At 73.4% G+C, this 22,134-nt stretch carries 16 protein-coding genes; 5 read left to right on the top strand and 11 right to left on the bottom strand.

Translation table 11 applies throughout. The features are described from left to right. Positions 1-75 precede the first annotated feature (75 nt). From ACW9TB_RS18450 to ACW9TB_RS18440, 3 genes are all read left to right on the top strand, one after another. On the top strand, positions 76-1,581 hold the full coding sequence (locus ACW9TB_RS18450) for an FAD-binding oxidoreductase (protein WP_472749232.1): 1,506 nt from the start codon (positions 76-78) through the stop codon (positions 1,579-1,581). 116 nt (positions 1,582-1,697) lie between these two features. Beyond that, positions 1,698-3,857: a sensor histidine kinase gene (locus ACW9TB_RS18445; RefSeq protein WP_472749309.1), complete on the top strand. Its 2,160-nt coding sequence runs from the start codon at positions 1,698-1,700 to the stop codon at positions 3,855-3,857. Then, positions 3,835-4,488: a response regulator transcription factor gene (locus ACW9TB_RS18440; RefSeq protein ID WP_472749231.1), complete on the top strand. Its 654-nt coding sequence runs from the start codon at positions 3,835-3,837 to the stop codon at positions 4,486-4,488. The genes ACW9TB_RS18445 and ACW9TB_RS18440 overlap by 23 nt, the downstream gene beginning before the upstream one ends. Here ACW9TB_RS18440 and ACW9TB_RS18435 read toward each other — a convergent pair. From ACW9TB_RS18435 to ACW9TB_RS18405, 7 genes are all read right to left on the bottom strand, one after another. Beyond that, positions 4,460-5,128, bottom strand: coding sequence for a hypothetical protein (locus ACW9TB_RS18435; protein ID WP_472749230.1), 669 nt, complete (start codon positions 5,126-5,128; stop codon positions 4,460-4,462). The two genes, ACW9TB_RS18440 and ACW9TB_RS18435, sit on opposite strands and share 29 nt — an antisense overlap. Positions 5,129-5,336: 208 nt before the next feature. Next, positions 5,337-7,403 (bottom strand): acetoacetate--CoA ligase, encoded by a 2,067-nt coding sequence (locus ACW9TB_RS18430; RefSeq protein ID WP_472749229.1) that lies wholly within the window; start codon positions 7,401-7,403, stop codon positions 5,337-5,339. Between the two features lie 117 nt (positions 7,404-7,520). Continuing rightward, the gene (locus tag ACW9TB_RS18425; protein ID WP_472749308.1) at positions 7,521-8,255 is read right to left on the bottom strand and encodes an HAD family hydrolase; all 735 of its coding nucleotides are present in this window, start codon (positions 8,253-8,255) and stop codon (positions 7,521-7,523) included. Between the two features lie 375 nt (positions 8,256-8,630). Next, positions 8,631-9,263 carry an HAD family hydrolase gene (locus ACW9TB_RS18420; RefSeq protein WP_472749228.1) on the bottom strand — a complete coding sequence of 211 codons (633 nt, stop codon included), beginning with the start codon at positions 9,261-9,263 and terminating at the stop codon, positions 8,631-8,633. Positions 9,264-9,403: 140 nt separating this feature from the next. Then, positions 9,404-9,910 (bottom strand): DUF6912 family protein, encoded by a 507-nt coding sequence (locus ACW9TB_RS18415; RefSeq protein WP_472749227.1) that lies wholly within the window; start codon positions 9,908-9,910, stop codon positions 9,404-9,406. A 105-nt stretch (positions 9,911-10,015) separates the two neighbouring features. Further along, positions 10,016-10,660 (bottom strand): HAD family hydrolase, encoded by a 645-nt coding sequence (locus ACW9TB_RS18410; protein ID WP_472749226.1) that lies wholly within the window; start codon positions 10,658-10,660, stop codon positions 10,016-10,018. A gap of 607 nt (positions 10,661-11,267) precedes the next feature. Next, on the bottom strand, positions 11,268-12,866 hold the full coding sequence (locus tag ACW9TB_RS18405; RefSeq protein ID WP_472749225.1) for a hypothetical protein: 1,599 nt from the start codon (positions 12,864-12,866) through the stop codon (positions 11,268-11,270). 82 nt (positions 12,867-12,948) lie between these two features. On the opposite strand from ACW9TB_RS18405, the gene ACW9TB_RS18400 reads away from it, so the two are divergent. Both ACW9TB_RS18400 and ACW9TB_RS18395 read left to right on the top strand, forming a co-directional pair. Next, positions 12,949-17,556: an HAD-IC family P-type ATPase gene (locus ACW9TB_RS18400; RefSeq protein ID WP_472749224.1), complete on the top strand. Its 4,608-nt coding sequence runs from the start codon at positions 12,949-12,951 to the stop codon at positions 17,554-17,556. A 66-nt stretch (positions 17,557-17,622) separates the two neighbouring features. Continuing rightward, the gene (locus ACW9TB_RS18395; RefSeq protein WP_472749223.1) at positions 17,623-17,748 is read left to right on the top strand and encodes a hypothetical protein; all 126 of its coding nucleotides are present in this window, start codon (positions 17,623-17,625) and stop codon (positions 17,746-17,748) included. Positions 17,749-17,830: 82 nt separating this feature from the next. On the opposite strand, the gene ACW9TB_RS18390 is transcribed toward ACW9TB_RS18395, so the two are convergent. From ACW9TB_RS18390 to ACW9TB_RS18375, 4 genes are all read right to left on the bottom strand, one after another. Beyond that, complete coding sequence (locus tag ACW9TB_RS18390) at positions 17,831-19,165, bottom strand: glycoside hydrolase family 3 protein (protein WP_472749222.1); 1,335 nt, start codon at positions 19,163-19,165, stop codon at positions 17,831-17,833. Between the two features lie 133 nt (positions 19,166-19,298). Beyond that, entirely contained in the window at positions 19,299-20,981 is a 1,683-nt protein-coding gene (gene ptsP / locus ACW9TB_RS18385; RefSeq protein WP_472749221.1) for a phosphoenolpyruvate--protein phosphotransferase, read from the bottom strand. Continuing rightward, positions 20,978-21,235, bottom strand: a complete 258-nt coding sequence (locus ACW9TB_RS18380; protein WP_472749220.1) for an HPr family phosphocarrier protein — start codon at positions 21,233-21,235, stop codon at positions 20,978-20,980. The genes ptsP and ACW9TB_RS18380 overlap by 4 nt, the downstream gene beginning before the upstream one ends. A gap of 28 nt (positions 21,236-21,263) precedes the next feature. Beyond that, positions 21,264-21,938 (bottom strand): HAD family hydrolase, encoded by a 675-nt coding sequence (locus ACW9TB_RS18375; protein WP_472749219.1) that lies wholly within the window; start codon positions 21,936-21,938, stop codon positions 21,264-21,266. Positions 21,939-22,134 lie beyond the last annotated feature (196 nt).

Raw genomic sequence — 22,134 nt, 5'->3', positions numbered from 1 at the left:
GTTGAACACTGAACCTCGGGGAGTAACGACATGCGGATCCCTCCGGACAGGCGGGCATTCCTTCGGACCGGCGGCTTGGCCGCCCTCACACTGGGCGCTCAGGGCATACCTGCCCTGGGCGCCATCGGCATGACCGGGCACGGTGCCGCCGGTGCCGCCGGTGTCACAGCTGCCCCCGGCACGACCGGCCGGGGTGCCGCGGGCGCGCCCCGGCCCGCCGACTGGCGGGCCCTGGCCGGTGGGCTGGAGGGCAGAATCGTCCGGCCGGGCGACGCCGCGTACGACGGCGCCAGGAAGCTGTTCAACCCCACCTTCGACGCGGTCCGGCCCGCAGGGGTGGCCTACTGCGCCAACCCCTCCGACGTCGCCGAGTGCGTCGGCTTCGCGCGCCGCCTGAACCTGCCGCTGGCCGTACGCTCCGGCGGGCACTCCTACGCGGGCTGGTCCACCGGGACCGGCCTGGTCCTCGACGTGTCCCGGATGAGCAAGGTGAGCCACGCCTCCGGGCGGGCGACCGTCGGGGCGGGCGCCAAGCTGATCGACGTCTACGACAGGCTGGCCGCGAGCGGGGTCAGCATCCCCGCCGGGACCTGCGCCACGGTCGGGGTGAGCGGGCTGGCGCTGGGCGGCGGGATCGGCGTGGTCTCCAGGAAGTACGGCCTGACCTGCGACGTGATGGAGTCGGTCCAGATCGTCACGGCCGACGGGAAGCTGCTGACCTGCGACGCGAACCACAACGCCGACCTGTACTGGGCCTCGCGGGGCGGCGGCGGGGGCAACCTCGGCGTGGCGGTCTCCTTCGGGTTCAGGACCCACCCCACCCGCGAGGTCACGGTGTTCTTCCTGCACTGGCCGTGGTCGAGGGCGGCGAAGGCCCTGCGCGCCTGGCAGGCGTGGGCCCCCGCCGCCCCGGACGCCATGTGGTCGGGGATGCACCTGAGCCGCGACGGCGCGACGGACGTGCAGGTCGTCGGGCTCTACCTCGGCGGCAGGGCCGGGTGCGAGCGGCTGCTCGACAGGCTGGCCGACGCGGCCGGGTCGCCGTCGTCGAGCACCGTCAGGCAGACCTCCTACCGCCAGGCCATGCTGCTCATGGCGGGCTGCGGCTCGCTCTCGGTCTCCCAGTGCCACCTGGGCGGCTCCCTGCCGGGGCAGACCCGGGGCGGGCGGCTGTCCAGGGACACCTTCACGGCGAAGTCGCACATGGCCTACCGCCCGCTCTCCGAGGCCGGGGCCAAGGCCCTGGTCGCCCAGGTCGCCCGCCCCGGCGAGCACACCGTGCTGCTGGACGCCCTCGGCGGCGCCGTCGCCAGGGTCCGCCCCGACGCCACGGCCTTCCCGCACCGGGCCGCCCTCTACAGCGTGCAGTACTACGCCCACCGCTCCGGGGCGGCGGCCTGGGCCAGGACCGCGCACGCGGCGATGCGGCCCCACTTCGGCGACCACGCGTACGTCAACTACATCGACCCGGAGCTGGGCGGCTGGCGGGCGGCCTACTACGGGGGCAACGCCACCAGGCTCGCCCAGATCAAGTCCGCCCGCGACCCGGGCCGCCTGTTCCGCCTTCCCCAGGGGATCTGACCCCGTCCCGCGTACCCGGTGCCGTCCCGGGACATCGTCCCGGTGGGCCGGGCGCACGGCCGGGTACGGTGTGACGACCGGCACGGGAGGAGCGGGCTCGGGGAGGAACGGTGACGATGGCGGCGCGCGTCGCGTGGTCCTGGTGCGCCCTGACCCTGGTCCTGGCCGCGCTCGCCGTGGCCCTCGGCGCCCTCGACGGCACGGATCCGCTCACCCAGTCCCATCTGCTGTTCGTGGCGGCCTGCGCGCTCGCGGGCGGGCTCATCTCCTCGCGCCGTCCCGGGCACGGGGTGGGCCGGCTGCTGGCGTTGAGCGCGTTCTGCTTCGCGCTCATGGAGGCCTGCGGGCACTACGCGATCCTCGGCCTCGTCACGCGTCCCGGACTGCCGCTGGCCGGGGCCCTGGCCTGGCCGCAGACCTGGTTGTGGGTACCGGCGAACCTGTCGATCTGCCTGGTCCCGCTGTTCTTCCCCGGCGGGCGGCCGTACTCGCCGGGATCGCGCCGGCTGGTGGTCGGCGCCGCCGCCGCAGGGGTGGTGGCCATGGTGGCCGGTGCGCTGCGTCCCGGTGAGAACGGCCAGGTCGCCGAGGGCAGCGGGGTGGTCAACCCCCTCGGGGTCGCGGGGCTGGCGGGCGCGGCACCGGCGGTGGAGACGGCGATGACGGTCCTGTTCGCGGTGGTGTTCGCCGCGGGCGCGCTGGACCTGGGCCTGCGGGCCCTGCGCAGCCGTGGCGAGGAGCGCCCGCGGATCGCCTGGCTGGCCTACGCGGCCGCCGTCGAGGCGGTGGTCGTCGCGGCCAGGCTGGCGGCCGGGCTGACCGACGACCTCCCCGGCGCCGTCTGGCCCTCGACGAGCACCTTCTGGGAGCTGGCCGGCGCGGCGGGCGCGACCTTCCTGCCGGTCGCCATCTGCGTCGCGATCCTGCGTCACCGGCTCTTCGACATCGACCTGGTGATCAACCGGACGCTGGTCTACGCGCTGCTCTCCGCGTGCGTGACCGGCGGGTACGTGGCCGTGGTCGGCTACCTCGGCGCGCTCTTCCCCTCCGGTGACCTGCCGATCTCCGTCCTGGCCGCCGGGCTCGTCGCCCTCGCCTTCGCGCCGCTGCGGGAACGGCTGCAGGGCTGGATCAACCTGCTGACGTACGGCGAGCGCGACGACCCGTACGCGGCGCTCACCCGCCTGGGCCGTCGCCTGGAGAACACCGCCGAGCCCGGGAGCGTGCTGCCGGGGGTCGCGCGCTCGGTCGCCGAGGCGCTGCGCCTCCCGTACGCGGTGGTCGAGACGGCCGGGGGCTCGCGGCACGCGTACGGCACCCCCGGCGCGGACCTGGTACGGCTGCCGCTGACGCACAACGGCGAGCGCGCCGGTGACCTCATCCTGTCGCCCCGGCCGGGAGAGAGCGGCTTCGGCCCCCGTGACCTGCGCGTACTCGGCGACCTGGCCAGGCAGGTCGCGGTGGCCGTGCACGCCGTGCGCCTCTCCGCCGACCTACGGCGCTCGCGGGAGCGGCTGGTGATGGCCCGCGAGGAGGAACGGCGCCGGTTGAGGCGCGACCTGCACGACGGGCTCGGGCCCACGCTGGCCGCGCTGACCATGCGCGCGGAGGCCGTGCACGACCTGGTCGGCGACGAGCGCGCGCGGCGGCTGCTGGCCGGGATCGTCTCCGACGCCGAGGCCGCGGTGGCCGACGTCCGGACCCTGGTGGAGGGGCTGCGCCCGCCCGCGTTGGACTCCCTGGGGCTGCTCGGCGCGCTCCGCGCCCACGCGACCCGGCAGCCGTCCGGCCTGCGCGTGACCCTGTGCGCCCCGGACGACCTGCCGCCGCTCCCGGCCGCCACCGAGGTCGCCGCCTACCGGATCGCGTCCGAGGCGCTGGCCAACGTCCGCAGGCACGCCGGGGCGACCCGCGCGGAGCTGCGGGTGGAGGTCGCGGACGGCACGCTGAGACTGGAGGTGTCCGACGACGGCCGGGGTATGCGCCCGGGACCCGGGTCCGGGGGGCCTGACGGTACGGGGAACGGCGCCGGGGAGCCCGGTTCCGGGGAGCCGGGCGCGGCAGGAGCCGCTGCCGGGAGGCCGGACGGTACGGGGAACGGCGCCGGGGAGCCGGGGGCGGGGGTCGGGCTGGCGTCGATGCGGGAGCGGGCCGCGGAGCTGGGCGGATCGTGCACGTTCGAGGAGCGTCCGGAGGGCGGGACCCTCGTCAGGGTCGTACTGCCCGCGGGCGATAAGGAGGAAGGGGACAGCGGTGATCCGGATCCTGCTGGTTGACGACCACCCGGGGTTCCGCGCGGGACTGCGGACCCTGCTGTCGACGGCCGAGGGCATCGAGGTGGCCGACGAGGCCGCGAGCGGCGAGCAGGCGCTGGCCCTGGTCGGGCGGGCACAGCCCGACGTGGTCCTGATGGACCTGGCGATGCCCGGCATGGGCGGGGTCGCGGCGACCGAGCGGCTCGCCCGTGACCACCCGCACATCCGGGTGGTCGTGCTCAGCATGTCGGACGACGACGACTCGGTGTTCGCCGCCATACGGGCCGGCGCCCGGGGCTACGTCCTCAAGGGCGCCAGGAAGGCGGAGATCGTCCGGTCGGTACAGGCGGTCGCCGAGGGGGAGGCCATCTTCGGGCCCGCCGTCGCCGCCCGGCTGATGGGCTACTTCACCGAGCGCGGGCACGGGTCCGGTTCCGGTTCCGGGCGGGGCGAACCGGCCCTGCCCGAGCTGACCAGGCGGGAACGGGAGATCCTCGGCCTGGTCGCCGAGCACCTGACGAACCCGCAGATCGCGGCCAGGCTCGGGCTGAGCCAGAAGACCGTGCGCAACCACGTGTCGGCCGTCTTCACCAAGCTCCAGGTGGCCGACCGGGCGCAGGCGATCATGCGCGCGCGGGAAGCGGGGCTCTGACACCCCCGATCCACTCGGCGTCCGGCATGCGCAGCACGCGCAGCGCGATCCAGCCGTAGGCGGCCAGGTGGAGCAGGGCGCCCACCGACTGCACGACCGGAGGCTGCCCGGCGACCACGAACGGGACGACCGTCCCCGCGATCGCGACGACCGGCACCCACCAGGGGGCGATCCGCACCGCGGCCAGCGTGATCAGCAGGGTGAACAGGCCGACGTGGCACAGGAACGCGGGCAGCAGCATGCCGTACAGGAAGCCCCACAGCTCGCCCGCCCTGGCCGTGACCGCCTCCGCCTGCGCGGCGGGCAGCGTCTGGGCCAGGGCGAGGTCGTAGAAGTCGGTGGTGAAGAGCGTCAGCGCGTGCCCGGAGCCGATCAGCCCGAGCGCGGCCCCGATACCGCCCGCCCTCGGGGCGCGTTCGCGCAGCAGGTGGGCCAGGGCGAGGACCAGCGGGATGAGGCTGAGCGTCGCCCAGATGTAGAGCAGCGCGCTGACCTGCACGGTCGTCGCGTTCTCGCGGAAGATCCCGGGCTCGTGGCTGGTTCCGGGGGGTGAGGTGAGGAAGGCCAGGAACTCCAGCACCGGCCAGGCGAGCAGGGCGATACCGGCGACGACCCGGCGGAACGTGTCAGGATTTTTCATCACCTGTGCAGCAAACCGGGATCCCGTCCCGGGCCGCCTGAGCCGGTGCCCCCGGTTCCCGGGAGGAATGTCCTCAGGAAACCGGGACCGCCCGGCCGCGACAACCGGCCATGACACCGATGCTTCCCGATGCCGGGACTTCACGCCGTACCCGAGGACGGCGCCTTCTGGACATCGGGGCCGTCCGGCGCGGCCGGTGACGCGACGCTCAGCGCCGGGGGGCGTCGGCCTCCGGGGCGAGCCCGGATTCCAGGACGGGACGAGGTTCCGAGGCGAGTTCGGCCTCCGGGCCGGGGTGGGGTTCCGGGACGAAGTGGGAGAGGACCTCGGGGTTGGCCATGGCGTCGAGGTTGGCGGCCTTTTCCGGGGCGACTCCGAGGAGGATCTTGCGGATGGGGACCTCCAGCTTCTTGCCGCTGAGGGTACGGGGGATGCCGGGGACCTCGATGATCTCGTTCGGCACGTGGCGCGGGGAGAGACCTTCCCGCAGCTCCCGGCGCAGGCGCGCGACCAGGTCGTCGTCCAGGGTCGCCGCCTCGGCCATGGTGACGTACAGCAGGAGGCGGCCCTCCTGGCCGAGCTGGCCGGTGTCGATCACCAGGCTGTCGGTGATCTCCTCGAAGCGCTCCACCACGCGGTAGAACTCGCTGGTGCCCATCCGGACGCCGCCCCGGTTCAGGGTCGAGTCGGAGCGGCCGTAGATCACGCAGCCGCCGTCGGGGAGGATCTTGATCCAGTCGCCGTGCCGCCAGACGCCGGGATACTCGGAGAAGTAGCTGTCGCGGTAGCGGGACCCGTCGGGGTCGTTCCAGAACATCACCGGCATCGACGGCATCGGCAGGGTCAGCACCAGCTCGCCCACCTCGCCGACCACCGGCGTGCCCGACGGGTCGAAGGACTCGACCCTCGCCCCCAGGCAGCGGCACGGGATCACCCCCGCCCGGACCGGGAGCAGCGGCACGGCGCCCACGAAACCGGTGCACACGTCGGTGCCGCCGGAGAACGAGCCGAGCTGGACCTCCGGCAGCGCGTCGTGCACCCAGGCGAACCCCTCGGGCGGCAGCGGCGAGCCGGTGGAGCCGAGGCCCCGCAGCCGGTCGAGCCCGGACGGCCCGAGACCGGCCTTCATGGACGCGATCACGTACGGGGCCCCCGTACCGAAGTAGGTGACCCCCTCCTCGGCGGCGAGCCGCCAGAGCGCGCCGGTCTCCGGGTAGGTCGCCGCCCCGTCGTAGAGCACCACCGCCGAGCCGACCAGCAGGCCGCCGACGAGGTAGTTCCACATCATCCAGCCGGTGGTGGTGTACCAGAAGAAGACGTCGCCCTCGCCCAGGTCCTGGTGGAAGGAGAGCGCCTTGAGGTGCTCCAGCACCACGCCGCCGTGGCCGTGCACGATCGGCTTGGGCAGCCCGGTGGTGCCCGAGGAGTAGACGATCCAGAGCGGGTGCCCGAACGGCACCGGCTCGAAGTCGAGCGGCCCCGCGACGGCACGCGCCTCCGCCCAGCTCACCGTGCGGACCCCGCTCGTCGTACGGGCCTCGCTCGTCGTACGGGCTCCGTCGCCGGTCACGATCGTGTCCCGAGGCTCCGTCTCCTGGGCCGGGATGCGTATCCGTGCCACCAGGGTCGGCAGCTTGGCGGCGATGTCCTGGACGACGTCGCTCCGGTCGAAGTGCCTGCCGTTGTAGTCGTAGCCGTCGACCGCGATGAGCACCTTCGGCTCGATCTGGGTGAAACGGTCGATCACGCTGGGCGCGCCGAAGTCGGGCGAGCAGGAGGACCAGATCGCGCCCAGGGAGGCGGTCGCCAGGAAGGCGACCAGCGCCTCGGGGACGTTCGGCACGTAGGCCGCGACCCGGTCGCCCCGCCCGACGCCCAGCGCGGCCAGTCCCGTCCTGACCCGCGCCACCTCCCCGGCCAGTTCGCCCAGGGTGAGCGTCCGGCGCCCGCCCGCCTCGTCGCGGGAGACCACCGCGAGCCGCCCGGGGTCGGACGCGGCCCCGCGCAGCGCGTTCGCCGCGTAGTTCAGCGTCGACCCGGCGAACCACTCGGTGCCGGGCATCTCCCCCGACATGACGGGCCCGTCACCGCGCTCCCCCACGACCCCGAAGTAGTCCCAGATCGACGTCCAGAACTCCTCGGGGGCGTCGACCGACCACCGCCACAGGGACTCGTAGTCAGCGGCCCTGCCCAGCCACTCCGCGTAGCGGGTGACCTTGGCGTTCCTCACGATCTCCGGGGACGGCTCCCAGAGCGGCGCACCTTCCTCAACCATGGCCCCATCCTCTCGGCGCCCCACCCGAATGTCATCCCCCGTGACCACACACCCTCCGGCCACCCCGTGTGGGACGACCACATACGGCCGCCGCTCGCCGGCCGGTGAGGCCGAAGGTCAGCGGCCCGCCGGGGAGTGGCCGGAGCGCCGGGCCGGGGAGGTGAGACCGGCGACGGCGGCGACGACCTCGGAGGGGTTGGAGAGGTCGGGCAGGACCACGTCGGCTCCCGCCTCGTGCAGTTCGGCCGGGAGGGAGCGCCCCGAGGCGACCCCGATCATCGCGGCCCCGGCGATCCTGGCGGCCTGGACGTCCCTGGCCGAGTCGCCGATCAGCACGGTGTTGCGCCCGTCGAAGGTCGCCCCGTACTTCTGCTTGGCGCGGCCCTGGGCGACCTGTAGAAGAGTGGCCTTGGGATAGACCTCCTCGCCGTAGCCGCCGATCTCGAAGTCGATGTGCTTGTCGAGGCTGAACGCGGTCAGCTTGTGCGCCGCGTTGCTCTTGATCGTGCCGGTGAGCACCGACTGGACCACGCCGTCGAGCTTCGCCACGGCCTTCAGCGCGTCGCGGGCGCCGGGCATCATCCGGCCGTCCTTGGCCAGGCGCCTGCGCCGGGCGCCGAAGGCCCCGGCCAGCGCGTCGAGGAACCTGGGGAGGTGGTCGTCCCCGGCGACGATCCCGTTGATGGCGAGCATCTCGAAGACGATCTCCGAGTCGGGGCGGCCGTTGGCCTGGGTCAGCTTGACCAGGGGCCTTCCGGTCACGCTTCGGAAGGCCTCCGCGTATGCCTCGCGGGTGACGATCGACACGTCGACCAGCGTGAGGTCGATGTTCCAGAGGACGAGGCGGTTGATCGGGGGCCTCCCGGAATGGGTGCGGATGCCCAGGGTACGGCCCCGGGCGTCTGGCGACCGCCTTCGATACCGAAAGGATCCGTTTGCCGGTTCTTGGGAGGTCACGTCACGGGTTGTCGGGCGTGGCCGGGCGCGTCCGCTATGACGGCGACGACCGGGGACACATACCTCCGGGCCCTCAGGCGTGGCCGGGCGCGTTCTCCTGGGTGCGACACCCCGGACGCGCGTCACGCGCGGCTGAGCGCGATCCATGACGGCGACGACCGGGACACATGCCTCCGGGCCGTCAGGTGTGGCCGAGCGCCTCCTCCGGGGGTACGACACCCCGGACGCGCGTCACGCGCCGTCAGGCGTGGCCGGGCGCGTCACGGGCCGTCAGGCGTGGTCGAGCGCGTTCTCCAGGGTGTCGACGACCGGGACGCCGCAGGCCATCAGGTCGGCCCGGCTGGTCATGCCGCCGGTGTAGAGGACCGCGCGGGCCCCGACGTGCTGGGCGGCGTGCGCGTCGTCCAGGCTGTCGCCGATGACGAGGACGTCGGCCGGGTCGACGCCGAGCGCGGCGAGGTGGGCCACCATCGACTCGGCCTTGTGCCCGCCGGAGGCGCTGCGCAGGCCGTCGATCCGGGTGAAGTGGTGGTCGATCCCGAATTCCGCGATCTTGGGGACCAGGCGTTCGTGCGCCCACATGGACAGCAGCGACTGCTTGCCGCCCGAGCGCTCCCAGCTCTGCAGGGTGGAGAGGGCGTCGGCGGCCAGCCCGCACTCCAGCATCAGCTGGTGGTAGCTCTCGTGGAAACCGAGGTCGAGCCGCTCCCACTCGCCGTCCTCAAGGGCACGGCCGAGCATGCGCTCGTAGGCGGCCCAGATCGGGCGCGTGTAGACCGCGCGGAAGCGGTCGGCATCGTAGGAACCCAGCCCGTACGGCTCGAACACCGCGTTCGTCGCACCGACGACGGCGTCGATGTCGTGAAACAGCGTGCCGTTCCAATCCCAAACAATGTGTCTCATATTGCCCTCCAGAATAGCGAAAACCCCCGCCGGGTCGGCGCCGTGGCAGGGAGAGGTGGCCCACTCTGGACGCTCGCGGCACGGGGACTCCCCCGGGGCTTCGAGCCCCGGGGGACGGGCTCCGGACAGGCGGGAGGAGGTCAGCCGACCAGGTCGGGGATCTCCTGGGTGGCGTACCACAGGAGCTCGTTGGCCTCGGCGCCGTCCACGGTGAAGCGGGCGTCGTCGTCGCCCCGGTCGGCCGCGGGCAGCGCGGCGAGGGCGGCCTCGACGTCCTTCACCGCCGACATGTCGTCCACGTGGACCGCGGCGACCAGGCTCAGCGGGACCGCCCCGGCGAGCCGCACCCGGGCGCGCTCCTCCAGGTCGGCGCTCGCGCCCACGTCGCCCTCGGGCACGTCGACGGCGACGACCACCCGCCGGGCGGCGACCTCCACCCCGTCGGCGCGGTCGGCGGCCAGCATCCGCAGGGAATCCCTGGCCGCCTCGGTCAGGGCGACGTACTCCAGTTCCTCGGTGTCACCCGAGGCGTACCACTCGATCAACGCGGGGGTCACCGCGTAGCCGGTCAGCGGGGCCGGGCCGAGCTCCCCCGCGGTGGCCACACGGGCCAGCGCCGGGAGCGTACACGGCAGGTAGACGCGCATCCATGCCTCGATCTATCTCTCCGACATCGGCGCCGGTTCGGCGCCGATTCACGCATCGAGTGTGCCAGTACGGGCGACCTCCGGTGGTACCACCCGCGCGACGGGTCAGCGAAGCGAGATCCGGAACAGGGTCTCCAGTTCGGCGATGGTCAGCTCGGGGTCGCGGTGGTGCACGCCGACGATGCCGAGCCGCCGGGCGGCCTCGATGTTGGCCTCGATGTCGTCGACGAACACGCACTCCTCCCCGGCCAGGCCGATCCTGCCGAGCGCGTGCTCGAAGATCCTCGGCTCGGGCTTGCGCATGCCGACCTCCCCCGAGATGACGACCTCGTCGAAGAAGTCCTCCCAGCCCTCGCGGGGGTACTCGTTCGCCCAGGAGTTGGAGAGCAGGCAGGTGCGCAGCCCCGCGGCGCGGGCCTCACGGAGCATCTCGTACATCGGCTCGACCCGGTGGAAGCGGGAGAACATCCTGGTCAGCAGCCCCTCGGCGGCCGGTGGCACGCCGTCCGTCGTGATCAGCCTGGCCGCCAGGTCGCGTTCGAAGTCCAGGCCGGAGATCTCTCCGCGCTCCAGGGCGTGGATGGTGTTCTCGCCGTTCTCCGTGTTCTCGTACGCGCGGACGATGAGCTCGCGCATCACCTCCCGGTAGTGGGCCTCGTCGAGTCTCTCGGCGACGATCCACTCGGCGATCGCCTCGGTGAGACCGACGGTGAGCACGCCACCCCAGTCGATCAGCACGCCCTTCAGCATCTCTCCTCCTTGGTGGAACGGGTTCCAGGGTAGGCGCGCACCGGTGGACGGCGGCCGAAGGGGTGGTGCCGAATCGTGCGGCTCCCGGCACGCGTGTCCTCGACGGTCCGGACGAGGTTCACCCTCGCACCGCCGCTCGCCGCACCTCCACAAAGCATCCCTAAACGGACAGCGTGCGGTCCGAGCGGTCGGAGATTCCTCCCCTAACATCCGATTCAACGACCGTTACGCGTTTCGCGGCCACAATACGAGGAAGATTACGAGAATGGCACTCGGGCCATATAACCGCACGTAGAAGGCATGATCGACCTCCTGCGGGCTCCATTTGCACCTTCCCTCGGTTCCCATGAGGAGGGATCATGGCAGTAGCTCAGACGAGCCGGTCACGCGCCCGTACGGCGCAGAGACCGACCACACCCGCAACGTCCACCGCGCATGCCCAGGCAAGCAGGAAAAAGGACGGCCACTCGCTAACGCTCAAATTTCCGATGATGACCGTGCAGTTGCGGCCTCCGCATGTTCACCTGCCGCGCGTCAGCAGGCAGGAGGCGGGGCAGGCCGTCGACGCGGCCAAGTCGTTCCTCCCGCCAACCGAGCGCATCGTCTACTACGGAGGACTCGGCGCGCTCGCGGTGGCGGGACTGCTCGAATGGCCGGTAGCGGCGGCCATCGGGGTCGGGACGCTGATCGCGCAGCGTGCGCGCGGGAAGAACCGGTCATCGAGCCCGGTCTCCAGGCCCGCGAGCTCCGCGTCCGGCACTTCGGCGTCCGCGTCCGGAGGCACCGCGTCCCGGACGAGCGGTTCGACGTCCAGGTCCCGGACGACCGGTTCGACGTCGAGGTCCCGCACGGGAAGCTCCACGTCCCGGACCACCAGGCCCGCGTCCCGTACGACGGCGGCGTCCGCGTCACGTACCGCCTCCAGGGCCGCGAGCACCGTGTCCCGGGCGGCGGGCACCGCCGCGTCCCGCACCGCGAGCGCCGCCTCCCGGGCGGCCGGTACGGCGAAGCGCGCGGCGGGCACCGCCGCGTCCCGGGCCACCGGTGCCGCGTCCCGCACGGCGGGCGCCGCCTCCCGGGCGGCCGCCTCGGCCTCCCGGGCGACCAGCCCCACCGCACGGACCCGCAGCACCGCGACCCGCACGGGAAGCACCGCCTCACGGACCCGCAGCGCCACATCCCGTACGGGAAGCGCCGCCTCGCGGACCGCGAAGCCCGCGACCCGCACGGGAAGCGCCACTTCACGGACCCGCAGCGCCGCGACCCGCGCCACGGGCACCACGAAACGCGCCACGGGCACCACTTCACGGACCCGTAGCACCGCGACCCGCGCCGCGGGCGCCGCGAAGCGTGCCACAGGTACCGCGAAGCGCGCGGCGGGCACCGCCGCGTCCCGGGCCACCGGTGCCGCGTCCCGCACGGCGGGCGCCGCCTCCCGGGCAGCCGCTTCGGCCTCCCGGGCGACCAGTCCCACTTCGCGGACCCGAAGCACCGCGACCCGTACGGGAAGCACCGCCTCGCGGACCACGAAGCCCGCGACCCGCACCACGGGCACCACGAAGCGCGCCACGGGCACCACTTCGCGGACCCGAAGCGCCACATCCCGTACGGGAAGCGCCACCTCGCGGACCACGAAGCCCGCGACCCGCACCACGGGCACCACGAAACGCGCCACAGGCACCACGAAGCGCGCTACGGGCACCACCGCCTCCCGGGCCACCCGGGCGGCCAGCCCCGCCTCGCGGACCCGAAGCACCGCGACCCGTACGGGGAGCACCGCCGCACGGACCACGAGGCCCGCGTCGCGGGCGTCGGCGGCCACCTCGCGAGCCGCGAGCACCACGTCACGGGCGACCGGTGCCACGTCACGTACGACGGGCACCGCGACCCGTACGGGAAGCACCGCCGCACGGACCACGGGCACCGGTTCACGGACCACGACCGCCTCACGCGCACGGGCCGCGACCGCGTCCCGGGCCACGAGGCCCGTACCCCGGACCTCGAAGCCCTCGGCACGGGCGACGAAGCCCGCGTCGCGGACCACGAAACCGGCGTCCCGCACCACGACGTCCACGTCACGACGGGCCGCGACGCCCACCTCACGGGTTCGGGCCTCGGCGTCCGCCTCTCGCACGGCGGGCTCCGCCTCCCGGGCGACGACGTCCGCCTCCCGTTCGAGGGGTGTGGCCCGCGGGAGGTCGTCCAAGTAATCGCAGCGATGGGGCCGATCAGGCCACGCGTAACCAACGGCCTGATCGGCCCCGTCATCTTGCCTGCTGGAGATCTGAATGTTCGTTCCCCGCCTGCTGTCCGGTCCCGCGGAAACCCTCTGGAGTGTCGTGCCCGGTGCGATCAAGGTCGTGCCCGGCGCGGTCAGGAACGCCCTGCCGCGTTCACGCGGGAGGCGGATCTGTCCCGGAGGGCTCCATGTCGATCTGCGCACGGTCGGCGCCCAGGGCAGCGAGTCGAAGGCCCGGCGGCTGGAGAACGCGCTGCTGAGGCTGAAGGGGGTCGAGCGGGCCGAGGTCAACGGTGTCCTCGGCTCCGTCTTCGTGGGATGCGACCCGGAGTCGATCAACCTGGAGAAGCTGCTGTCGATCATCGAAGCGCTCGACGGCGGGGGTACGGACGACGACGACGATGACGACGACAACGACCTGACCGGCGGCGACGACGACGACCTGAACGAGGACACCGACGACGAGGACGAGGACGAGGACGCCGAACAGGAGTCCCCGAAGCCCGGATTCCTCGTCTCCAGCCTGGTGGATCACCACACCACCAGGCTGGTGGAACGGCACACCCGCGCCGGCGTCCGGCTCGGCGCGAGCCTGCTCGGGGCGGGCATGGCGTTCGCCGGGCGAGCGGTGCACGTACCGCCGATCCCGCCGATCGTCCCCGCGCTGCTGGGCCTGGCCGAGACCACCCCGAAGGTCCGTCACGAGCTGGAGCGCCACATCGGCGGCCCGGCCACCGTCGCCCTGTTCGCGACGGCGAACATCGTCACCCACACCCTGGCGCTGCGCCGGGTGGGCATGCTCGTCCAGTCGGCCACCGCCGTCGGCCGCTACATCGAGGCGCGCGACACCCGGCGGGCCTGGGAGAGGCGCCAGCACGAACTGGGGTCGCGGGAGGGCTCCTACCGCCACACCCGTACGACCGGCAGGCCGCGCCCCGCGCCCATGGCCCACAGCCCCGTGGAGCGGTTCGAGCGCGTCGGGGTCCCGGCGGCGTTGGGCGCCACCGGGCTGACGTACCTCTTCGGTGACGGCCGGGAGCGCGCCGTCGCCATGCTCACCGCGACGACGCCCAAGGCCGCGAAGCTGGGCCGCGAGTCCTTCGCCTCCGCGATAGGGCGGGCCATGGCGAGGCGCGGGGCGATCGTCCTCAACGACCGGGCTCTGCGCCGCATGGACGGGATCGACACCGTCATCCTCGACGCCGACGTGCTCGGCGCGGGTTCGTGGGAGATCGACCGCGTCATCCCCCTCGGCGACGCGGGCTCCGTGAACGGCGAGGGCCTCGACGGGCTGCGCGCGCGGCTCCACGACCTGATCGACGTCGACGACCCCGCCGCGCGGCGGGAACGCGACACCTGGAAGGCCGAGCCTCTCGCGGGCCCGGCCGGGCTCGTCGCCGAGGAGGCCGAGGACTGGGAGGCCGGGGGGATCCGGGCCGTCCGCGTGACGCGGAAGGGCCTTCCGGCCGCCCTGGTCGGCCTGGCGCCTCGGGTCGACCCGCTGGCCGACGCGATCGTCGCCGCGGCCAAGGACGCGTGCGCCGTGGCGCTCGCGGGAGGCGACGCGGAGCTCGGCCTGCGGCTCGGCATCGACGAGATCGTGCCGGGCGGTTCCCGGCTGGCCCGGTCGGTTCGCGCGCTCCAGGCGGACGGCCACGGGGTCGCCGTGGTGTCCGCGCGCCGGATGGCCGCGCTGGCCCAGGCCGACCTGGGGATCGGCGTGCTGCGCCGTTCTGGCCGGGTGCCCTGGGACGCGGACGTGATCGCCGAGCTTGAGGAGGTCCACCTGCTCCTGAGCTGCCTGGCACCGGCGAGGAAGACGAGCGAGCGGTGCGTGTGGCTCACCGCCGCGGGGACCGCCGCCGGAGGCGTGCTGGCCACCCTCGGGCCACCGAGGGACTCGTCGCACAAGGCTCAGCTCGCGAGCAGCTGCACGTCGATGGCCACCCTCGTCACGGGCGAGTGGGCGGGCTGGCACGCCGGGCGGGAGACGCCGCCGATCAGGGTCGACAGGACCCCCTGGCACGCGATGCCGACCAAGGAGGTCCTGGCCCTGCTGGGGTCGTCGGCCAGCGGGATCAGCGAGGCCGAGGCCGTACGGCGCAGGTCCTCCACGGGGTCGGAGAAGCCCCAGGGCCCCGATTCGCTGCTGCGCGTGTCCGCCGAGGAGCTGGCCAACCCGCTGACCCCCGTGCTGGCGGCCGGGGCGGGCCTGTCGGCCCTGGTCGGCTCGGTCTCCGACTCGGTGATGATCGGCACGGTCGTGGTCGCCAACGCGCTCATCGGGGGGAGCCAGCGCTACACCGCCGACAAGGCGCTGCACCGCCTGACCGAGGCGGTGGCGGTCACCGTACGGCTGCGCCGCCCCCAGGAGAAGGCGAGCACGGCTCGCTCCTCCCGGGGTACGAGGAGTACGGGCGAGAAGACGAGCGCCGCCCGCTCCCACGAGCAGGTGAACGCGGCCGTCGAGGACCTCGTACCCGGCGACGTGGTCGAGCTGCGCGCGGGCGACACCGTTCCGGCCGACTGCCGCGTGCTCAAGGCGGTGGGCCTGGAGATCGACGAGGCCGCCCTGACCGGGGAGTCGATGCTCGTCACCAAGTCGCCGGAGCCCGTCGACGCGCCCGCCGTCGCCGACCGGACCTCGATGGTCTACGAGGGGACGACGGTGGCGGCCGGTAGCGGGCTGGCCGTGGTGGTCGCGGCGGGCGAGACGACCGAGGCGGCCAGGACCGCCAGGCTCGCCTCGGAGCGCCCTCCGGACTCGGGGGTGCGGCTGCGGCTGCGGGAGCTGAGCCGCCGGGTCCTGCCGGTCGCGGTCGGATCCGGCGTCGTCCTGCTCGCCGCCGACCTGCTGCGCGGCAGCTCGGTACCGCAGGCGCTCGCGCCCGCGGTGAGCCTCGCCGTCGCCGCCGTGCCCGAGGGGCTGCCGTTCGTCGCCTCGGTCGCGGAGCTCGCCTCCGCGCGGCGGCTGTCGACCCGCAACACCCTGGTGCCCAACCCCTCCACGATCGAGGCCCTCGGCCGGGTGAACGTCCTCTGCTTCGACAAGACGGGAACCCTCACCGAGGGGCGCATCAGCCTGCGGTGCGTCTCGGACGTGCAGGACGAGCGCACCGTGGAGGACCTGACGCCCGAGCTGAGGCACATCGTGACCGCAGGGATGCGTGCCTGTCCCCGGCACGACGAGGGGCGTCCCGTCCCGCATCCCACCGACCGGGCCGTGCTGAAGGGGGCCGAGCGGCTGGGCGTGACCGAGAAGGGCACCGGAAGCTGGGAGCGGGTCGACGAGCTTCCCTTCGAACCGGGACGCGGCTACCACGCCGTACTCGGCAAGGGGGACTCGGGCCCGCTGCTGAGCGTCAAGGGCGCCCCCGAGGTCGTGGTCACCCGCTGCACGTCCATCCTCCGCGACGGCCGGGTGGTCCCTCTCGTGGATCCCCTCGTGGCGGAGATCGAGAAGGAACTCGACCAGCTCGCCCGGCAGGGCTACCGGGTGCTCGCGGTCGCGGAACGCCCCGCCTCCGACCGCCGCGATCTCGACGAGTCCCGCATCCAGGACCTGTGCTTCCTCGGGTTCCTCGGCCTGGCCGACCCCGTACGCCCCACGGCCGCGGAGAGCGTCGGCCGCCTCACGCGGGCGGGCGTGCGCGTCGTCATGATCACGGGTGACCATCCGAGCACCGCGGAGGCGATCGGCGCCGAGCTGAACGTGCTCAACGGCGGGCGGATCATGACGGGGCCCGAGCTGGACGAAATGGACGACGACACGCTGGTGGAGGCGTTGCCGGACGTGACGGTCTTCGCCAGGACCACCCCGGCGCACAAGGCGCGAATCGTGAGCTGCCTGCGCCGGACCGGCAAGGTCGTCGCGGTCACCGGTGACGGCGCCAACGACGCCCCCGCGATCAGGGGCGCGGACGTGGGGATCGCCCTCGGGTCCCGCGCCACCCCTGCGGCGCGGGCGGCGGCCGACATCGTCGTGACCGACGACCGCATCGAGACGATCGTCGACGCGATCATCGAGGGCAGGGCCATGTGGGGTTCGGTCCGCGACGCCCTGAGCATCCTGCTCGGCGGCAACATCGGCGAGATCGTCTTCGCGGTCGGGTCCAGCCTGATCAGCGGCGGGAACGTGCTGAACGCCCGGCAGCTGCTCCTGGTCAACCTGCTCACCGACATGCTGCCCGCCATGGCGGTGGCCTCCCGGCCCCCGGCGGCCACCAGTCCGGAGAAGCTGCTGGACGAGGGCCCGGAGGCCTCGCTGGGAGCCTCGCTGACCCGCGACATCTACCTGCGCGCCGCCACCACGGCGAGCGCGGCGGGCGCGGCCTGGGCGATCGGCCGGATGACCGGTACGCGCGGGCGGGCGGACACGATGGGCCTGGTCGCGCTCGTGGCGTCGCAGCTGTTGCAAACCTTGGCCCTGGGCAGCCGGGATCGCCTGGTCGTCCTGGCCTCGCTGCTGTCGCTCGCCGTCCTGGGCGTCACGGTCTCGGTTCCGGGGGTGTGCCGGTTCTTCGGCTGCCACCCCCTCGGGCCCGTGGGGTGGACCGTCGCCCTGGGGAGCGCCGCCACCACGACGGCCGCCGGGGTGGCCTTCCAGCGGTCAACTCGCAGGATGTCACCGAATGTTCACCAAACAGCAACCTCTTGACAGGTGACTTGGACGCCTTTGGTATGAATTATCACCTTAAGCGCTCCTTCTCCCTGTGAGGTTGTTATGTCCGGATTCATCTCCACCGTGCTCGCCAAGGCGGCCGTCATGCTGATCGAGGCCCTGCTCACCCGCATCATCCAGTCGCTCATCGTCTCGCTGGCCAGGACCGGCAACCTTCAGCTCGCCTGATACAGGCTGATACCAGCTGATACAGCTGGTACAGCCTGACAGGGCCTGATACGGCCCATTGGCAGGAACCCCGGGATCCCGCTCAGCGGGCCCGTGAGGTGATGAGCCGGGCGACCTTGAGATGCTCGGCCGAACGGATCACCCGTTCGGCCTTGGCGGGGTCGGCGACCGGCGCCCTCTCCAGCAGGCCGCGAGCGGCCTTCAGCTTCAGCAGCCGCCGGACGGACTGGTCGAGCCGCTCCTGGGAGATCTTCCCGGACGCCACGGCCGCCAGCAGCGCCCGGTGGGCCTCGCGGTAGTCGGGTGGCATGAGCAGCAGGTCCACCCCGGCCTGGATCGCCCGTACCGCGACCTCCCCGTCCCCGTACTTCTTGCGCACCCCCGCCATGTCCAGCGCGTCGGTCGAGACGACGCCGTCGAAGCCGAGCTTCTCGCGGAGCAGCCCGGTCAGGATCGGCTTGGACAGGGTGGCGGGGTCACCCGAGGGATCGAGCTTCGGCATGACGACGTGCGCGCTCATGATCGCGTCGACGTCCTTGTCGATGGCGGCGGCGAACGGCGGGGCGTCCAGCCTGTCCCACTGGGACCGGGAATGCTTGATCACCGGCAGGCCGGTGTGGCTGTCGACCCCGGTGTCGCCGTGGCCGGGAAAGTGCTTGGCCGTGGCCCCGATCCCCGCGTCGTGGAAGCCCTCGACGGCGGCGGCGACCATCGGCGCGACCTTCTTCGGGTCCGAGCCGTAAGCGCGCGGGCCGATCACCGGGTTGCGCGGGTTGACGTTGACGTCGGCGACGGGCGCGAAGTCGAGGTTGACGCCCAGGGCGCGCAGCTCGGTGCCCGTCACCTCCGCGGCCCGGCGGGCCAGCGCGATGTCGCGGGTCGCGCCGATGACCGACGCCCCGGGAAGGGGGGTGACCAGCGGGGCGAGGCGGGAGACCCTGCCGTTCTCCTGGTCCGTGCCGATCAGCAACGGGATCTCGGGGGACGCCTTCTGCAGCCCGTTGGTCAGCGCCACGATCTGCCGGACGTTCTTGACGTTGCCCGCCCAGGGGAAGAGGATCACCCCGCCGGGACGGTAGCGGGCGATCATCTTCGCCGGGGTGTCCACCCCGAACCGCGCCTGGTTCTCCCCCGACGACGTGTCGGCCGCCGGGCCGTACAGCACGGGCATGAAGAGCTGGCCGACCTTCTCCTCCACGCTCATCGAGGCGAGCACGCCCTCCACCCCCGGCGCCTCCGCCGTCGCGGAGGCCGCGGGGGGAACGGACGACGCCTCGGTCTCGGGGGTCCTGGCGGGTGCCGCGTCGGCGTTCGCGGAGGTCTCACCCACCCGTGTCGCGCCGGACGCGGGCGGAGTGGTCCTCCCCGCCTCGGCGCATCCGGCCGCCATCGTCGCGATCACTGCAATACCCGTCACACGTATCCACCGAGCCATGCCGCTTACGCTATCCGGGCCCGCGCCCCGGCGCCCGCGCATCCACCCGGTCACCACCGTCCCCACGCCTCCCACCGACCGGCGCCTTCCGTTCCGTACGGGAAGTCCGCCCACGTCACAGGGCCAGACCGGCCAGGCCGGGCAGGTGCGAGCGCGCCTCGGCGCGCGCGTCCTCCGGGGAGGAGGCGGCCCGCGCGGCGGCGGCGGCCAGGTGGCACTGCTGCCGCGTGTGACGCGACAGCGCGGCCCGTACGGCGGGCAGCGCCGGGGCGGACATCGACAGCGAGGTGACCCCGAGCCCGACGAGCACGCAGGCGAGGGCCGGGTCGGCCGCGGCCTCACCGCAGGCCCCGCACGGCCTCCCGCGCCCGGCTGCCCCCGCCGTGGCCAGGGCGACCAGGTCGAGCAGGGCGGGCTGCCAGGCGTCCTGGAGCCCGGTCAGCGCGCCCAGCTGCCGGTCGGCGGCGAGGGCGTACTGGGCCAGGTCGTTGGTGCCGATGGAGAAGAAGCCCGCCCGGACGGCCAGGTCGGAGGCGCGCAGGGCCGCCGACGGTATCTCGATCATCACTCCGGCCGACGGCAGCCCCGCCGCCTCGCAGGCGTCGGCGAACCAGGCGGCCTCCTCGGCGGTGGCCACCATCGGCGCCATCACCTGGAGCCTCGCCGACGAGCGCGAGGCCGCCGAGGCCAGGGCGGCGAGCTGGGTGCCCATGATCTCCGGGTGTGTCCTGAACAGCCGGGCCCCGCGTTCCCCCAGCGCCGGGTTGGGCTCGTGCGCGCCCGGCGGCAGGAAGGCGAGCGGCTTGTCGGCCCCCGCGTCGAGGGTCCGCACGATCACCCTGCCGCCGGGGAAGGCGTCCAGCACCTCCAGGTAGGCGGCCTCCTGCTCCTCGGCGGAGGGCGCCTCGGCCCGGTCGAGGAAGAGGAACTCGGTCCGGTAGAGCCCGATCCCCTCGGCCCCGTACTCCAGCGCGGCGGCCACGTCGCGCGGCCCGCCGATGTTGGCGAGCAGCGGCACGGCGTGCCCGTCGGCGGTCGTCCCGGGACCCGTGGCGGAGGCGAGCACGGCCTCCCGCGCGGCGGCGGCGTTGCGCGCCCCGAGAACCTCGTCGTCGGAGGGCGCGGGCCGCACGAGCCCCGAGGCCCCGTCGACCAGCACCGGCGTCCCCGGCGTGATCGAGGTCGCCCCCGGGCAGGCCACCACGGCCGGTACCCCCATGGCGCGGGCGAGGATCGCGGTGTGGCTGGTCGGGCCACCCTGCTCGGTGACGAAGGCCGCCACCACGTCCGGAGACAGCAGCGCCGTGTCGGCGGGCGCCAGGTCACGGGCGACGAGGACGTACGGCTGCCCGGTGCCCGCGGGCGGGCCGGGGGTGGACCGGCCCTCGATCACCGCGACGACACGGTCCCTGACGTCGTCCAGGTCGGCGACGCGCTCGCCGAGGTACCCCCCGGCGGCGGCGAGCAGGTCACGGTAGTGGCCGAACGCCTCGTAGACCGCGCGAGCCGCGGTGGTGCCCGCCTCGACCAGCTTGGCCACCCCGTCGGCCAGGCCAGGGTCGCGGGCCATCATGGCCTGCGCCCCCAGGATCTCCCCGGCCTCGCCACCGGCGCGGGCTCCCCGCTCCTCCAGGTCGGCGGCGACCCGCTCCAGCGCCCGCCCGGCCCCGGCCAGCTCCTCGGCGGCGTCCCCGCCGTGCCGGGAGCCCGGGGCCGGGACGGGCGCCTCGTACGCGAGCACGTAGGCGGGGCCGACCCCGATCCCGGGGCTCACCCCCACCCCGGTGAGGGTGCTCACGGCGCCGACGCGATGCCGGCCAGCTGGTCGAGAAGCTCCTCCGCGCCCTCGCCCTCCGCTCTGATCACCACCGTGTCGCCCTCCCTGACGTCGAGCGAGAGGACCGACAGGATGCTCTTGGCGTTCACCGGCTCGCCGGATCCCTTGGCGACGGTGACGTCCAGGGACGCCTTGGCCGCCGTCTGCACGAACGTCGCGGCGGGCCGGGCGTGCAGGCCGACCTCCGACTTGACGGTGACTTGGCGCTCGGCCACGTGTTCCTCCAGGGGGTACGCCCGCGGTCTAGACCGCGGGATCATCGGTGGGCGACAGGGGCCAGGCGACCCCGGTCAGGTCCGCGACCACGAGGTCGGCCGCGGTCAGCTCAGTGCCCGCGTGCGTGGTCGCCACACCCACGCACGCCATGCCCGCCGCCTTGGCCGCCGTGATCCCGGCGATCGAGTCCTCGAACGCCACACAGTGTGCCGGATCGACCGACAGGCGTGCGGCGGCGAGGAGGAAACCCTCGGGGTCGGGCTTGCCCGCGACCACGTCGTGGGCGGACACGATCGTCTCCAGCAGGTCGCGGACACCGACCTGCGCCAGCCGCTCCTCCGCCCAGTCGCGGCCCGCGGAGGTGACCACCGCGACCGGCGAACCGTACGCCGCGACCCGGCGGACCAGCTCGGCGGCGCCGGGCACCGGCACGATGTCGGGCAGACCCGGGTGGTCGTGGAAGGAGAAGACCTCCTCGATCAGGTCGTCGATCCGCCTGCCGGGAAAGAGGTGGGCGCGCTCGGCCAGGACGTCGCGCCCGCGCCGTCCCATGAACCCGCGCAGCACGACCTCGTCGTGGACCACTCCGTGGCTGTCGAGCAGCATCGACCACATGGCCATGCTCCGCCGCTCGCTGTTGATCAGCGTCCCGTCGAGATCGAAGAGCGCCGCCTTCACGGGCGGTCTCGCCGTCGTCCCCACTTTCCGTCTCCCGCTCCCGGCTCCGTGGCCGATGCTTCGTGGCCGATGCTTCATGGTCGGTGCTTCGTGATCGGTACTTCGTGATCGGTGCTTCGTGATCGGTGCTTCGTGAATGGTGCTTCGTGAATGGTCGGTGCTTCGTGAATGGTCGGTGCTTCGTGATCGGTGCTTCGTGAATGGTCGGTGCTTCGTGAAT

It is taken from the genome of Streptosporangium sp. H13245 (genome assembly GCF_055690525.1).
The sequence above is the reverse complement of the archived record's forward strand: the minus strand, read 5'-3'. Positions and strand labels throughout refer to the sequence as shown.

Coding starts and splice junctions, on each gene's coding strand:
- ACW9TB_RS18445 (WP_472749309.1), top strand. CDS start 1,698: ATGGCGGCGCGCGTCGCGTGGTCCTGGTGCGCCCTGACCCTGGTCCTG.
- ACW9TB_RS18435 (WP_472749230.1), bottom strand. CDS start 5,128: ATGAAAAATCCTGACACGTTCCGCCGGGTCGTCGCCGGTATCGCCCTG.
- ACW9TB_RS18430 (WP_472749229.1), bottom strand. CDS start 7,403: ATGGTTGAGGAAGGTGCGCCGCTCTGGGAGCCGTCCCCGGAGATCGTG.
- ACW9TB_RS18420 (WP_472749228.1), bottom strand. CDS start 9,263: ATGAGACACATTGTTTGGGATTGGAACGGCACGCTGTTTCACGACATC.
- ACW9TB_RS18415 (WP_472749227.1), bottom strand. CDS start 9,910: ATGCGCGTCTACCTGCCGTGTACGCTCCCGGCGCTGGCCCGTGTGGCC.
- ACW9TB_RS18410 (WP_472749226.1), bottom strand. CDS start 10,660: ATGCTGAAGGGCGTGCTGATCGACTGGGGTGGCGTGCTCACCGTCGGT.
- ACW9TB_RS18400 (WP_472749224.1), top strand. CDS start 12,949: ATGTTCGTTCCCCGCCTGCTGTCCGGTCCCGCGGAAACCCTCTGGAGT.
- ACW9TB_RS18395 (WP_472749223.1), top strand. CDS start 17,623: ATGTCCGGATTCATCTCCACCGTGCTCGCCAAGGCGGCCGTCATGCTG.